Source organism: Megasphaera stantonii (genome assembly GCF_025567065.1).
Lineage (GTDB): Bacteria > Bacillota > Negativicutes > Veillonellales > Megasphaeraceae > Megasphaera > Megasphaera stantonii.
In genome coordinates this window covers 34396-49153 of the sequence record NZ_JAOQKD010000017.1, presented here as the reverse complement: position 1 = coordinate 49153, position 14758 = coordinate 34396, and the positions used below count along the sequence as shown (strand labels likewise).

16 protein-coding genes and 1 pseudogene are annotated in these 14758 nt (G+C 52.1%); 11 read left to right on the top strand and 6 right to left on the bottom strand.

Going from position 1 to position 14758, the window contains the following annotated elements; all coding sequences use genetic code 11:
* Positions 1–85 precede the first annotated feature (85 nt).
* Positions 86–337: pseudogene (locus OCV58_RS09180) on the top strand (transposase); the annotation flags it as partial.
* Between the two features lie 155 nt (positions 338–492).
* On the opposite strand, the gene OCV58_RS09175 reads toward OCV58_RS09180, so the two are convergent.
* From OCV58_RS09175 to OCV58_RS09150, 6 genes are all read right to left on the bottom strand, one after another.
* Positions 493–942: an IS66 family transposase gene (locus tag OCV58_RS09175; RefSeq protein ID WP_267312873.1), complete on the bottom strand. Its 450-nt coding sequence runs from the start codon at positions 940–942 to the stop codon at positions 493–495.
* Between the two features lie 13 nt (positions 943–955).
* Positions 956–2053 carry an IS66 family transposase gene (gene tnpC / locus OCV58_RS09170; RefSeq protein WP_267312872.1) on the bottom strand — a complete coding sequence of 366 codons (1098 nt, stop codon included), beginning with the start codon at positions 2051–2053 and terminating at the stop codon, positions 956–958.
* A 50-nt stretch (positions 2054–2103) separates the two neighbouring features.
* On the bottom strand, positions 2104–2460 hold the full coding sequence (gene tnpB, locus OCV58_RS09165) for an IS66 family insertion sequence element accessory protein TnpB (RefSeq protein WP_154877658.1): 357 nt from the start codon (positions 2458–2460) through the stop codon (positions 2104–2106).
* Positions 2454–2780, bottom strand: coding sequence for an IS66 family insertion sequence element accessory protein TnpA (gene tnpA, locus OCV58_RS09160; RefSeq protein WP_154877657.1), 327 nt, complete (start codon positions 2778–2780; stop codon positions 2454–2456). The genes tnpB and tnpA overlap by 7 nt, the downstream gene beginning before the upstream one ends.
* Before the next feature lie 308 nt (positions 2781–3088).
* Positions 3089–3244: a hypothetical protein gene (locus tag OCV58_RS09155; protein ID WP_204614103.1), complete on the bottom strand. Its 156-nt coding sequence runs from the start codon at positions 3242–3244 to the stop codon at positions 3089–3091.
* Positions 3237–4544 (bottom strand): IS30 family transposase, encoded by a 1308-nt coding sequence (locus OCV58_RS09150; RefSeq protein ID WP_154877656.1) that lies wholly within the window; start codon positions 4542–4544, stop codon positions 3237–3239. Before OCV58_RS09150 ends, OCV58_RS09155 begins: the two co-directional genes overlap by 8 nt.
* A gap of 265 nt (positions 4545–4809) precedes the next feature.
* Between OCV58_RS09150 and OCV58_RS09145 the strand changes: the two genes are divergently transcribed.
* The 10 genes from OCV58_RS09145 (at position 4810) to accC (ending at position 14751) form a co-directional block, all read left to right on the top strand.
* Positions 4810–6414, top strand: coding sequence for a recombinase family protein (locus OCV58_RS09145; protein WP_154877655.1), 1605 nt, complete (start codon positions 4810–4812; stop codon positions 6412–6414).
* Between the two features lie 84 nt (positions 6415–6498).
* A complete protein-coding gene (locus OCV58_RS09140; RefSeq protein ID WP_154877654.1) occupies positions 6499–7194 on the top strand; it encodes a class I SAM-dependent methyltransferase in 696 nt (231 codons plus the stop codon).
* 44 nt (positions 7195–7238) lie between these two features.
* A complete protein-coding gene (locus tag OCV58_RS09135; RefSeq protein ID WP_154877653.1) occupies positions 7239–7892 on the top strand; it encodes a CatA-like O-acetyltransferase in 654 nt (217 codons plus the stop codon).
* Between the two features lie 100 nt (positions 7893–7992).
* Positions 7993–8880, top strand: coding sequence for a MaoC/PaaZ C-terminal domain-containing protein (locus OCV58_RS09130; protein WP_154877652.1), 888 nt, complete (start codon positions 7993–7995; stop codon positions 8878–8880).
* A gap of 295 nt (positions 8881–9175) precedes the next feature.
* Positions 9176–9940 carry a LamB/YcsF family protein gene (locus tag OCV58_RS09125; protein ID WP_154877651.1) on the top strand — a complete coding sequence of 255 codons (765 nt, stop codon included), beginning with the start codon at positions 9176–9178 and terminating at the stop codon, positions 9938–9940.
* A gap of 35 nt (positions 9941–9975) precedes the next feature.
* Positions 9976–11172 carry an NRAMP family divalent metal transporter gene (locus OCV58_RS09120; RefSeq protein WP_154877650.1) on the top strand — a complete coding sequence of 399 codons (1197 nt, stop codon included), beginning with the start codon at positions 9976–9978 and terminating at the stop codon, positions 11170–11172.
* Between the two features lie 17 nt (positions 11173–11189).
* The gene (gene pxpB / locus OCV58_RS09115) at positions 11190–11927 is read left to right on the top strand and encodes a 5-oxoprolinase subunit PxpB (protein ID WP_154877649.1); all 738 of its coding nucleotides are present in this window, start codon (positions 11190–11192) and stop codon (positions 11925–11927) included.
* Positions 11917–12915, top strand: coding sequence for a 5-oxoprolinase subunit C family protein (locus OCV58_RS09110; RefSeq protein WP_154877648.1), 999 nt, complete (start codon positions 11917–11919; stop codon positions 12913–12915). The genes pxpB and OCV58_RS09110 overlap by 11 nt, the downstream gene beginning before the upstream one ends.
* A gap of 15 nt (positions 12916–12930) precedes the next feature.
* Entirely contained in the window at positions 12931–13380 is a 450-nt protein-coding gene (gene accB / locus OCV58_RS09105) for an acetyl-CoA carboxylase biotin carboxyl carrier protein (protein WP_154877647.1), read from the top strand.
* 15 nt (positions 13381–13395) lie between these two features.
* Entirely contained in the window at positions 13396–14751 is a 1356-nt protein-coding gene (accC, locus tag OCV58_RS09100; protein ID WP_154877646.1) for an acetyl-CoA carboxylase biotin carboxylase subunit, read from the top strand.
* Positions 14752–14758: the final 7 nt, after the last annotated feature.

Genomic DNA, 14758 nt, shown 5'->3' with positions numbered 1-14758 from the left:
CATGAGCTGAAAGTTCTCAAATTCGCTTTCAGCTTACCAAGTATCATAGAAGATCTATGTTTACAGAGATTTTTTCACAGGCTCGGAAACGCTGACTTACTGCGATTTTCCCTGTGAACATTGGACCCGTATCCGTACTAATAACGTCATGGAACGGCTTAACCGGGAGATCCGCCGCCGTACCCGTGTGGTGGGCAGCTTCCCGGACGGCAACTCCGCCCTCATGCTGGTCTGTGCCCGGCTGCGCCATGTGGCCGGTACCCAGTGGGGCAACAAGAAGTACATGAACATGAAGCACCTACAGGCGGCTCTGGAGGATACCTCCATTGCTGGGTGACTTCACTCATATCAGGGCCTGCAAACCATTTTGCGAAAAATACTTGACACTACCCATCCTGGCAGTCGGTATTTTGTAACCGTCAAATCAACCTATATACCAAAAATGCCGTCTCAGAGAACATTTTCTGAGACGGCAAATTCATATTTTTACATTTACTTGGTTTGACATTCCGAGGGAGCATACCATGGCAGCAGCTTGCGAAACTCTTCTGGCTGAGTAAAATCTGAGGAAGCAGCGGTTTTCATGAGCCAGGTCAAATATCTGTAAGGGTCCAGTCCATTCTCAATAGCAGTCTGGATGATACTGAAAATTACCGCGCTGCCGGTAGCTCCCTTAGGTGTATTGGCAAACAGAAAGTTCTTGCGATCAATCACAAAAGGCTTAATGCTTCTTTCTGCCCGATTGTTGGAAAGCTCCAGTCTGCCGTCCTTAAGGTAATTGGTCAAATAAGGCCATTGCTCCTTTACGTAGGTGAGTGCTTTACCCAAAGCAGACTTAGGTGCCGCAGTTCTTACATTTGCCCACACCAAAAAAGCGTCCAGTACAGGTTTTTCCTGTTCCAGCCGCTGAATATATCGATCATTGGGGGATAAGTCTGCCAAATCTTTTTCAATTTCAAAAAAGTCTGGTACAGTAGGCTAATCCCTGAGCTGCAGAGCTCCCTTTTGCCTTGTTTTTGGGCAGAGATTTCACTGCCTCATCAAACTTCCGTCTGGCATGAGCCCAGCATCCAACCACCGTAATATTTTCAGGCAGATTATGGTACCCGGAATAACCGTCCGTATGTAAGTAGCCTGTGAATTTATGCAGAAAGTTTCTCGGATTATGGGAACTTCGGTTTGGTTGATACTCATATAAAACCACTGGCTGATCGGTATCTCCACTTGTCCGGTAAAGCCACATATAGCTTTCACTCTGTGCTTTCTTTCCCGGTTCATGCAAAACCTGCAGCGTAGTTTCATCTGCATGAAGTACCTCTCGGCTGAGCAGCTCTTTATGCAGCTGTTCATAGACCGGCATAAGATAATCCTCAGCAGCTTTCAAAATCCAATTGGACATTGTCTGGCGGCTTAACGGAATCCTCTGCCGGCTCAGTTCCTGCTCCTGACGATACAGAGGAGAACCCATGACAAACTTCTGGGTCATGATATGGGCAATCGCCTCTGGCGTTGCAAAGCTGCCGGAAATGATATTCTTCTCTTTCGGTGCCTTAACAACAGGAGTTTCCGTGCTTTCCCGATTGCATCTCTGACAGGTGTAAGTAAAGTAATGATGTTCTTCCACAACTACTTTGGCAGGAATGATTTTGAGGGTTTTGACAACTTCCTTACCAATTTCAGTCATGGTGTCCCCGCATTTCGGACACACCAAATTCTCCCCCTCTAAACGGTGTTCCACCAGCTCTGTGGCAACTCCTTCCGGGAGATTATTCAGTGTATATTCCTGCTTTTTACGACGCTTGTATGCAGTGACGACTGTGGCCGGTTCTTCTGCTGTTTTTTCCGCATAAACTTCCGCTTCATTAAACAGAAAGTTCAGTTGTTCTGCGGATTCATCCTCTGTTTTTTCAGAAGACGCTCCAAACCGTTTATGCCGGTTCAGCCGTATTGCTTCCATCAGAAGCGATACCTGCTGTTCCAGTTTCAATATCTGCTGCTTCTGTGCTTCATATTCTGCACGAGGAATTGTGATCATTTCCTCGTTGTTTTCCATACTTTTCATAACTCTATGATACCATATTCGCTTAAAAAAGTATACTGTTTTTAGATAATTTCCAGTCCTTTCACTGGCTTATGTGCCCTGGGCTGGTCAATACTGAGCCCTTCCATCAGCCAGCGATATTGCTGCGGGGTCAGCATCCTGGCTTCACTCTCCGAACGCGGCCACTGGAAAGAACCCGACTCCAATCGTTTATACAACAGTATGAAACCGTTGCCTTCCCAATACAGAGCCTTGATTCGATCCCGGCGTCTGCCGCAGAACAGGAACAGTGTATTGGTAAATGGATCCAGAGAAAACTCCTGCTGAACGATTGCTGCCAGACCATCAATCCCTCGGCGCAAATCTGTATAGCCACAGGCGATGTACACCTTGTCGGCTCCAGTGAAGTCGCTCAGCATGATTGCAAAATTCGCAGTACAGTTTCTACTGTTGCGGCATCTGCGCCACTGTGAATATCTGCCTCTGCTCCAGCTATTCGAACGGTAACAGCAACAGTGTTGGTATTCTGTACCAGAGGTGTAACTTCTGCAAAACAGGTCTGCTGGTAATTGACCATTTCAAACAACTTTTTCTGCCATTTGTAGAAGGTCGCCTCACAAATATTATGGTCTTTACACCAGGTTTTCACACTCTTCCCACTGTCACGACAGGCGGAAATACGCTCCGACCATAACGTCAGTTTGTTCTGCTGATTCAATGTCTGTAGTTTTTGCTCCACGAAAATACCTCCATATCTACACGACTATACACAACTGGCGTATACTATCTTCCAGTCGCGTATACTAGCCGCTGCTATATGGTGATATTATCCCATATTCAGAAAAGTCTCTCAAGCCGCCGATTAGTTTTACGCTTACTAAAATAGTATGCGAATCCGAGAGAATAGGGCTATAAATGGGCGCAGTTGACCGGAAGTGAAATTTCATTGTTTTTTTCTCAGAGTAAATTCCACCCCTGTTCTTGTGCCTATGAAGTCTCATCCCGGGTTGTGGTTTTGGTACAGGCATGATCAGCCTGTCTTTTGTATTATCGCTCCTGGGTTCCTGTCAGGAGCGATAACTTTTCCTTTAATTCGAAAACTTCCAGTTCCAGATCAGAAATCTGATCCAATGCGTCAAAATATTGGAAGATCATCTCTTCGTATTCTTCAATCCGTATAGTAATGCATTCTCTGTCATTCATCTTTGTCATCTCCTTTCGCAAGAAGAGACGGCCGCAGTGTGACATCATCCGGCGCAATCTTATGAATCCCAAACCGTTCAGGAATTCCTTTCCCATATAAAAAGCACATCATATCATAAGGAGTCTTATTGCCAAGGCTTGGGCGGCAGTAAGAATTGATGTGGCTCATCATCAGGCTGATGTCATCCTGAGTATAGGAATCCAGCGGTTTCCCTTTGGGAATTACAAGGCGGATCAGTTCATGATTCCGTTCTGCAGATCCTTTCTGACCAGGCGAAGCAGGATCACAGTAAAACAGATGTGTCCGCTGATTCCCCTGTGTATCGAATTCAATCCGGGATGGATTTGAAAATTCGGAACCGTTGTCTGCAAGAAGGACTGGCATGAGAGAGATAAAAATATCACAGCGCAGTTCAAGGTAAAGCCTGTTAAAGATATCGATAACAGACTGGGAATCATTGGTATCCCTGAGGAATGCGGCCATGAATTCTGCCTGCACGAAATGGATGGTGAGAAGGACTTTCCCGCCTTTGACGCCCTCTACCGAATCAATCTGCGTAACAGGGAGATCAGGATGCTCCTGTATATAAACCTGATAATCCAGATAGGTTCTGCCAGTCCGACACTGCTTGTCGATCTTCCTGTTTTTTCTGCACTTGCGTTTGGAAAAACGAACCCTGCGTGGCAGGTCAAGATTTCTTGCGGTAAAAAGATTGTCATTGATCAGCCGGTAGAGAGTGCTTTCACTGACCATAATGGAATCCCCGTGGTTCTGGAAGATATGGTTGAGGGACTGCCCTTTCAGGATCAGAGGGGAGATGATAGAATCCAGATGCCGGATTTCATCTTCGGAAAGAGAGATCCCTTCCCTTGCCTCTGAAAGGAGGCTCTTGTATTCTTCCTGTGCAGACTGAGCCCTGTAAAACCATTTTTCCAGCGTGCAGGAATTCAGGTTCTGGCAGCCGTTGCAGACGTAGGGAGGAGAGGAAAGGCGGGAGCATTTTTGCTCCTTGTAGTCAGGGCAGATAGAAATACATTTACCGCAGGTCCAGCAATAGCGGTTATTTTTGCATCCGGTACAGAGACGTCTGCAGTCGCAGCCGAACCGATGGGCGCAATTGTTGAAGGCTTTCCCAAGGGCACCGGATTTTTTAGGAACCCGATGTCCCCGGACTTCTTTTGAAATAGTAGATGGATCACGTCCAAGTTCGCGGGCGATTGCTTTAAAAGGGGAACAGTCTTTTAAAAGCTGTGCAATTGTAATCCGTTCATCTAAAGATAAATGCGTATGTTTTTTCATCTTCTAAAACCTCCTGCAAAACAACCTGGGGTGAGGAGATAAAATCATAACAGGAGTGAAAGCGAGAGGTAAAGAATTTTTTTAAGTAACTTCTATCTGTAACTTTGTCAAAGTAATTTCTATGGTTAAAATAAAATGGGTGGAACTTAGTTTGGAAAATAAATTATTTCGATGAATTGTTAACAGAATCGCATTGAATCACAGCCCACGCTTATCATAGGAAAGTATTGTAAGCGTGGGTTGTTTCACGAACAGGAGGATTTTAATGAAACAACCGTACAATACAGCACTATATATGAGACTCAGCAGTGATGACGAGAATTATGGCGACAGCGTTTCCATCGAGACCCAGCGAACCATTTTACAGCAGTACGCAAAGGAACAGGGGCTTCATGTGGTCGGCGAGTACATCGACGACGGATGGAGTGGCACTACGTTTGAAAGACCGAATTTCAAGCGAATGATGGCAGATGTGGATGCAGGACGAGTAAACTGCATTGTCACCAAAGACCTCAGCCGCTTCGGGCGTGACCACATCATGGTCGGCTACTATCTGGAATACGAGTTCCCGGAGAGGCAAGTGCGATATATCTCCGTATCCGAGAACGAGGACACCAAGAAAGGCTTGTCCGATTTCGTTCCTTTCAAAAATCTGTTCAACGAATGGTTTGCCAAGGACACCAGTCGCAAGGTCAAGACCGCACTTCATGCCAAGTATGCCGCAGGAGAACGCACCTTTGCCTATGCGCCGTTGGGGTATATCCGACATCCCGAAGTCAAGAACGCCATTGTGATTGATGTGGAGACCCGCTGGATTATCGAAAAAATCTTTGACCTTGCCTATCATGGGGCGGGTGCTGCCAAGATCGCAAGAGTATTGGTGGATGAACACGTTCCTACTGCCGGATGGCTGAACTATCAGCGATATGGGACATTTGCTCATATCTACGAGGGACAGCCGGAGGAAAAGTCCTACGCATGGACGCTGGCACAGGTCAAGAGCATCCTAAAAGACGAAACCTATATCGGCAACAGCGTACACAACAAGCAGACCAACATTTCTTACAAGAACAAGAAAAAGGTACGCAAGCCGCAGGAGGAATGGTTCAGAGTGGAGAACACCCATGAAGCCATTATCTCCAAGGAAGTCTTTAAGCAGGTGCAGGAACAGATCGCCAGCCGCCGCAGACAGCAGAAGGACGCCACCACGCAAATCTTCTCCGGGCTTGTTAAGTGTGCAGATTGCGGATGGTCGATGCGCTTCGGTACGAACAGGCAGAACAAGACACCGTACAGCCACTACACTTGCAGTCAATACGGTCAAGGCTTGAAACAATGCTCCGCACATTATATCCGCTATGACTACCTCTACACCTACGTTCTTTCAAGAATACAGGAATTGTCGAGACAGGCGCAGTTGGATGAGAAGGAGCTTCTGCATCGGTTGCTGAAAGCCAGCGGTCAAGAGCTTGCCGCCAATGCCAAAAGGCAGAGTGCAGAGCTTACAAGAGCCGAGAAGCGCAGAACAGAGGTTGACCGCAAGTTTGCGAAGCTGTATGAGGACTGGTCGGATGGTCGTATCACGGAGTACAACTTCAACATGATGTCTCAGAAATATCAGACCGAGCAGCAGGAGCTTACCGAGAAGATCAAAAGGCTGTCCACCGAGCTTGAGTCCGAAAAACAAACAACTGTCGATGCGGAGACATGGATTTCCCTTATCAAGCAGTACGCCAACCCCACCGAACTGACAGCGGAGCTTCTGAATACGCTGATTGAAAAGATCGTCATTCATGAAGCCACCAACGAGGGCGGTGTGCGAGAGCAGAACATTGACATCTACTACCGCTTTATCGGCAAAATCGAGTAAACAACTGAATATGAGTGCCTTTGCAGGGCTGCATCGGCACTCATACATAACCAATATCCTTAACTTCGGGAATCCGGCGAGACGATGCCCGATATCCTGCTGCTGCCGGCCTTGGCGGATTTGCTGCAGACGAGCACCGACGAGCTGCTGGGGCATCATCGGCAGTATGGAAAGACTGTCTATGCTGACCGGTATAAGGCCGACGAGTTTTATTGGGGCCTGGAGCCCAATGAAATGTGCTACGATATCCTGCGGCTGAAACCGCCGTCGCAGCGGCGTCTTGTCCTGGATATGGGATGCGGCGAGGGAAAGGACGCCGTGTTTCTGGCGCGGTGCGGATATCGGGCTGTCGGCTTTGATTTGGCCGCCGAAGGCATTGCGAAGGCGAAATGGCTGGCGAGCCAGTATCCGACGGCGGCGGCAGAATTCTTCCGGGCCGACATGCTGGAGTATGTGCCGCAGCAGGAATATGATATACTGTTTGCAAGCGGCGTGCTGCACTATCTTCCGCCGGACCGGCGAGGCGCCATCCTGCAGGAGTATCAGCGCTGCATCCGGCCCGGCGGCTTGTGCGCCTTGAACGTATTCGTCCAGAAGCCCTTTATTCCGCCTCCGCCTGATGAAGAAATAGACGGCGGCTATTGGCGGTCAGGCGAGCTGTTTTCGCTGTTTGCCGATTGGAAATTCCACCGCTGCGAAGAAATTATCTTCGACTGCGTCAGCGGCGGCGCGCCGCATCAGCATGCGATGGATATACTGATTGCCGAAAAAATCGTATAAGGCCGTCCGATGCGCCATATCTGGATAGTGAGGAGAGATTGCTTATGTTTTATCTCATCGACTGGGAAACGTGGCCCCGCAGGGACCATTTCAATTATTATTACAATCAAATCAAGTGCCGTTACACGCTGACGGCCCACATCGATATTGCGCCGCTGCGGGAGTTTCAAACACAGCGGCAGCTGCGGTTTTTTCCTCTCATGTTGTACGCGATCATGCGGGCCGTCAATGAGAACAGGGAATTCCGCATGAGCTTTGACGGCGACGGCCGGCTGGGATACTGGGATGTCGTCGTGCCTTGTTATACGGTCTTTCACGAAAGGGATAAGACCTTTTCCGATATTTGGAGCGAGTACGACGCAGACCTGCAGGCCTTTTACGACGGCGTCGCCGCAGATATGGAGACCTACAAGGATGGCGAAGGCTTCGTCAAGGCCAAGCCCAATCAGCCGCCTAATTTCTGCCCCGTGTCGGCGGTGCCGTGGCTTCACTTCACGTCCTTTTCTCAGGATACGTACGCTGAAAACTCCCTCCTGTTTCCCCTCATCCGCTTCGGGAAATTCGAGGCTGCCGGGGAAAAGGTGCTGCTGCCGCTGGCCGTCTCAGTTCATCACGCCGTGGCCGACGGGTATCACACGTGCAAGCTGATCAACGACATCGAGGCTGCCGCCGCCCGTCTGGACAGGTATTGGCAATAAAAGTCCAGCCAGGGGGCATACGGTCCTGTAGATATTCCCTTGTGCATCGTGTACAATAGTACGTAGATACTAGACGCGAGAACGCATAAAGGAGTGACGTATGATGAAGCTGAAATTGGATGAAATCCTCGTAGGAAAAAAGATGGAGCCGCGCTATCTGGAGTACAACTGGCGCGACGTCGTATTGTACGCTTTGGCAGTCGGAGCCAAGCGGGACGATTTGATGTATACCTATGAGAAGTATTTGAAGGCCATCCCGACCTACGGTACCGTGCCGTACTGGGGGACGGTCAACGTCCGGCCGTACCAGTGGATGCCCCTGCCGGCGTCTATGCTGGCCAACGATATCATCAAGCCGACTATTTCCTTCTTGAACATGGACCACGAAATTATCATGCACCGGCCTATCGACCCGATCAAGGGAACCTTCCAGTATCAGGACGTCATTACCGATGTATACGACCGCGGCGAAGGCAAGGGGGCCGTCGTGCGCACGCGCATCGACGTGCGCGACGAGGCGGGCAACGACGTATGCACCAACTACTCGACGACCTTTTTTCACGAAGCCGGCGGCTTCGGCGGCGTACCCATGCCCAAGAGCTCCGTTCAGATTCCCGACAGGAGCCCCGACGTTGAAATCGACGATTATATCAGTCCCGTGCAGAATCTCCTGTACCGCTTGACCGGCGATACGAATTTGGTGCACGTCGACCCGCAGTACGCCCGGAAGATGGGGTTTGAAACGTCGTTCATGCAGGGCCTGTGCTCCTTCGGCTTTGCCTGCCGCATGGCTATTGGCGCGCTGATCCCGGGAGAGCCGGAACGGATGACCCGCATGGCGGCGCAGATGACGTCGGTCTTGTTCCCCGATACGCCGATTATGCTGCAGCTTTGGAAGATGGGAGAAGGAACGGCCTACTTCAAGCTGGTCAATAAGACGACGGGGAAGGCTGTCCTGAACCGCGGCGTTTTCGAATGGCGCAATTAAATTTCATTTAAAAATAAAACTGCAGGATAATCGCAATAAAAATAAAAAAGTTTATATTGATGCAATAAAAACCTTTAAAGTATGTGAAAATATGTAATGTGCCGATAGAACGGAAGACACCCCTTGTTTTTGTTAAAAATTTAAGAAAATAGTCGAAATGACTATATATTGACAAGGGTTTCCGTGGTATATTATAATGAATTATAAATATACTTTACTGGATAAAAGCGCTGAGTATGTTTAATATTCAGCGCTTTTTTGTATAAAATATGAAAATAAACGGGAGGAATTTCATATGATGAAAATCGATTTAAACAGCGATTTAGGCGAAAGCTTCGGCATGTATACCATCGGCAACGATAGTGACGTCTTAAATTACGTCAGCTCGGCGAATATCGCCTGCGGCATGCATGCCGGCGACCCCTTCGTCATGCACAAGACGGTGCGCCTGGCTCTGGAACGGGGCGTGGCAGTCGGCGCGCATCCGGGCTTTATGGATTTGAACGGCTTCGGCCGCCGCAATATCGCCATGAAGCCCGATGAAATCTACGATTTAATCGTCTATCAGGTCGGCGCCTTGTCGGCCTTTGTCAAGGCCGAAGGCGGCAGGCTGCAGCACGTCAAGCCCCACGGTGCCCTGTACAACCTGGCGGCCAAGGATCAGGCCATGTCCGAAGCGATTGCCAAGGCCGTGTACGACGTTGACCCGCAGCTGGTGCTGTTCGGCCTGGCCGGCAGCTGGCTGGTCAAAGCCGGGGAAGCGGCGGGATTGCAGACGGCCAGCGAGGTATTTGCCGACAGGACTTATCAGGAAGACGGGTCGCTGACGCCGCGGACGCAGCCGAACGCCATGATTACAGACGACGCCGCGTCGATACGGCAGGTGCTGACGATGATTACCGAAGGCAAGGTCCGTACGGCGACGGGCAAGGATATTCCCGTCAAAGCCGATACGGTTTGCATTCACGGTGACAGCCCGAAGGCCCTGGCCTTTGCCAGGAGCATCGGCGAGGCGCTGCAGAAGGAACAGATTCAAATAACGTCCTTTATACACCGGTAAGGGTGTCTTGAGATGAAGGAGGAAGAGGCGAGAATATGAAGACTAAAAAAGGATTTGATTTCAGCGTGCTGATGGGCGCAGCCTTCCTGATGGCTACGTCGTCTATCGGTCCGGGATTTTTAACGCAGACGACCGTATTTACGGAGCAGCTGCTGGCCAGCTTTGGCTTTGTCATCTTGACGTCTATTATTTTGGATATCGGCTCACAGCTCAATGTATGGCGGGTCATCGGCATTTCGGGAAAGCGCGGCCAGGACGTGGCCAATATGGTCCTTCCCGGCTTGGGATACGTCGTGGCGGCGCTGATCGTCATGGGCGGCCTGGGCTTTAATATCGGCAACATTGCCGGCGCCGGCATGGGCTTCAGCGTCATCTTCGGCATGGATACGGTAACCGGTGCGGCCATCAGCGCAGTTATCGCCATTTCGATTTTCGTATTTAAAGAAGCGGGCGTACTCATGGATAAATTCACCCAGGCCGCAGGCGTCGTCATGATTGTGCTGACCTTGTACGTCGCCGTGTCTTCGGCCCCGCCTGTAGGCGAAGCGGTCATGAAGACCTTCGTGCCCGACGTCATCGATCCCTTGGCGATCGTCACCCTCGTCGGCGGCACCGTCGGCGGGTATATTACCTTCTCCGGCGGCCATCGCCTGGTCGACGCCGGCGTCGTCGGCAAGGAAGCGCTGCCGCAGATTACGCGCAGCTCCGTTACCGGCGTCTGCCTGACCGGCGTCATGCGTGTATTCCTGTTCCTGGCGACGCTGGGCGTCGTAGCCAGCGGCCTGCAGCTCGACCCGTCCAATCCGCCGGCTTCGGTATTTAAACTGGCTGTCGGCGATATCGGCTACAAGGTCTTCGGCGTCGTCATGTGGTCGGCGGCTATTTCGTCGGTTATCGGCGCGGCCTATACGTCCGTTTCCTTTATCCGCACCTTCAGCCCTAAGATCGAAAACAACTACCGCTGGTTTGTCATCGCCTTCATCGTCTTTTCGACGGTCGTCTTCGCCTTCGTCGGACAGCCCGTCAAGACGCTGATCCTCGTAGGGACGCTGAATGGTCTGATCCTGCCGGTTACGCTGCTGGTCATGATCATCGCGGCCCATAAGAAATCGATCGTCGGCGATTACAAGCATCCGGTGTGGATGAGCATTTTCGGCGTCATCGTCGTTATCATGACGGCGTACATGGGCGTGCTGACTATTATGAAGCAGCTGCCTAAATTGTTTATGTGACAGGGAGGCTGTTACGCTTGAACCATGAATTTACGATAAAACCGTTAGGCGAAGCCGGCGTCCTCGTGAATTTCGGCAGTACGATCAGCCCGGAAATTCACTGCAAGGTCAAGGTGCTGGCCGATTATTTGGAAACCCATCCCTTCGCCGGGATGATGGAATACGTCATTTCGTATACGAGCCTGGCCGTGTACTACAATCCCTTCGTCGTCAAAAAGCAGGCCGGTAAGTATAAAAGCGACTCGGCCCTGGAGATTACGTCGGCGTACCTCTGCAGATGCATGGAACAGCTGGCCGACGTACAGAAGGAAACGGCCCGGGTCGTGCAGATTCCCGTATGCTACGGCGGAGAATACGGGCCGGATATCGACTATGTGGCCCAGTACAATCATTTGTCTGTAGAGGAAGTCATCGCCATCCATACGGAGCCGGAATACCTGGTGTACATGATCGGCTTCTGTCCGGGATTTCCCTATTTGGGCGGCATGGACAAGCGCATCGCCACGCCGCGCCGCGATACGCCGCGCGTAGCCATACCGGCCTGCAGCATCGGCATTGCCGGCGAACAGACCGGGGGATATCCCCTGAGCACGCCCGGCGGCTGGCAGATTATCGGGCGCACGCCGATGGATATGTTTTCCTTGAAGAAGGAAGACGATCCGAGCCTGCTGCACGCCGGCGACATCGTGAAGTTTTACGCCGTATCGGAAGAAGAATTTGCAGCCTTAAAGGAGGAATACGGCCATGAGTCTTAACATTATCCGCCCGGGCCTGCTGACGACGATTCAGGATACGGGACGCTATGGATACCAGAAGATCGGCGTCATCCCTTCAGGGGCGATGGACGTGTATTCCCTGCGGCTGGCGAATATACTGGTCGGCAATGATGAAACCGAAGGGGCTTTGGAAATCACCCTCATGGGGCCGACGATCGAGTTTACGTCGGATACGCTCATCGCTATTACCGGCGGCGATTTCGGCCCGGTGATCGACGGCCAGAAGGTGCCCATGCACCGTCCCGTCGCCGTCAAGGCCGGCGCGATCCTGCGCTTCGGCCCCTGTGTCGTCGGCTGCCGGGCCTATCTGGCCGTGGCCGGCGGGTACGACGTGCCCGTCGTCATGGGCAGCAAGAGCACCTATCTGCGGGCTCAGTTCGGCGGGTTGGAAGGGCGGGCCCTGCGCCGCGGCGATTTGCTGAATACGAAGGAGCCCAGCGAGTACGGCCAGCAGATGATGTTCAACCTGCTGACCCGCGGCGCTCATTCCTTTACGCATGCCCGCTGGAGCATCAGCAAGGTTCATACGACGCCGGAGCGGCTGCGCAAGCCGATTAAGGTCATGGCCGGACTGCAGTACGACGAGTTTACGGAAAAGGCCAAGTACGACTTCTTCGGGACGGACTTTCTCATTACGACACAGTCCGACCGCATGGGCTATCGCCTGAACGGCCCTAAGCTGGAAATGAAGCGGCCTTTGGAAATGATTTCCGAAGTCGCCGGGCTGGGAACCGTACAGGTACCGCCCAACGGCATGCCCATCATCCTGATGGCCGATCACCAGACGACGGCGGGCTATCCTGTCATCGGCCAGGTCGCCTTGGTAGACGTGGCCCGCGTGGCCCAGCTCAAGCCGGGCGACCGCATGTATTTCAGGCTGATCAGCAACGAAGAAGGCGAGCGCTTGTTTATCGACATGGAACGCTGCATGGAAAATATAAAGATTGCCGTCGCAGGCATGCTATAACTAGGAGGGATTTGTTTGTTATCGTTAGAAGAAATCAAGGAATTAGTACGGATTCTTGAAACGTCGTCCCTGAATAAGATGGAACTGGCCTATGAGGACGGAAAGGTCCTGCTGGAAAAGGGCGGCGCCCCCGTAGCCGTCGCCGTGCCGCAGCCGGTGATGCCGGCCGTCCAGCCCGCCGCTCCGGCCGAAGCGCCCCAGCCCGGCGAGCACGTCGTCGAAATTACGGCGCCTATCGTCGGCACCTTCTACAGCGCACCGGACCCCAAGGCGCCTCCCTTCGTAAAGGTCGGTTCCGCCGTGACGCCAAATACGGTCGTCTGCGTATTGGAAGCGATGAAGCTCTTTACGGAAGTCGAAGCGATGGTCGAAGGCGAGATTACGGAAGTGCTGGCAAAAGACGGTGAGTTCGTCGAATTCGGCCAGCCGTTGTTCAAGGTGAAAAAAGGCCATGTCGGCGTATAGAAAGGGCTTGGGCATATGTTTAAGAAAGTATTGATTGCCAACCGCGGCGAAATTGCCGTGCGTATTATCAAAGCATGTCACGAGTTGGGAATCAGCGCCGTCGTCGTGTATTCCGAAGCCGACCGCGATTCCCTGCCTGTCCGCCTGGCCGACGAAGCGTACTGCATCGGACAGGCCCAGGCCAAGAAAAGCTATTTGGATATTGCCCGCATTATCGAGACGGCGAAGGCAGCCAAGGCCGACGCCATTCATCCGGGCTACGGATTTTTGTCGGAAAATGCTGATTTTGCCGACGCCTGCGCAAATTATCACTTTACCTACATCGGAGCTAGCGGCGAGGCTATCCGCCATATGGGCGACAAGGCCATGGCCCGCAGCACGATGAAGCGCGTCGGCGTGCCCGTCATTCCGGGAACGGAAGACGTCATCTGCGACGAAGACGAAGCGCGCCGCACGGCAGAAGCCATCGGCTATCCCGTGCTGATCAAGGCCACGGCCGGCGGCGGCGGCAAGGGCATGCGCATCGTCGAAGACAGTACGGAGCTGGTCAAGGCCCTGCGGCAGGCTTCGCAGGAAGCGGAGCGCTCCTTCGGCAACGCTGGCGTGTATTTGGAAAAATACTTATCCCATTCGCGGCACGTAGAAATTCAGATCATGGCCGATAACTACGGCAACGTCGTCTACCTGGGCGAACGGGACTGCTCGACGCAGCGCCGTCACCAGAAGGTCATCGAAGAAGCGCCGTCGCCCGTTGTGTCGCCGGACATGCGGAAGAAGATGGGCGAAGCCGCCGTCATGGCCGCCAAAGCCGTCGACTACAGCGGCGCCGGCACTGTCGAGTTCATCGTAGACGATACGGGAAATTTCTATTTCATGGAAATGAATACGCGCATCCAGGTCGAACATCCCGTCACGGAAATGGTGACGGGGACGGACCTGATTAAGGCGCAGATACTTGTCGCGGCAGGGGAAAAGCTGCCGTGGACGCAGGCCGACATCCGCATGAACGGCTGGGCCGTCGAATGCCGCATCAACGCCGAAGACCCGATGCACAATTTCATGCCATGCCCGGGGAAAATCACGCGCTACACGCCGCCCTTCGGCCGCGGTATCCGCGTGGACAGCGCCATGTACAGAGGCTGCGTCATTACGCCGTTTTACGACTCGATGATTGCCAAGCTCATCGTATGGGCCCCGACGCGGCTGGAAGCCATCGACAAGATGGAAAAAGCCCTGGCCGATTTTAAGATCGAAGGCGTGACGACGAATATTTCCCTCCAGCGGAAGATATTGACGACGGAGGCCTTCCGCTGCGGCCAGGTCAACACGAATTACTTAGAAGAACATCTGGAAGAGATTTTAAATACGTAGAAAGAAG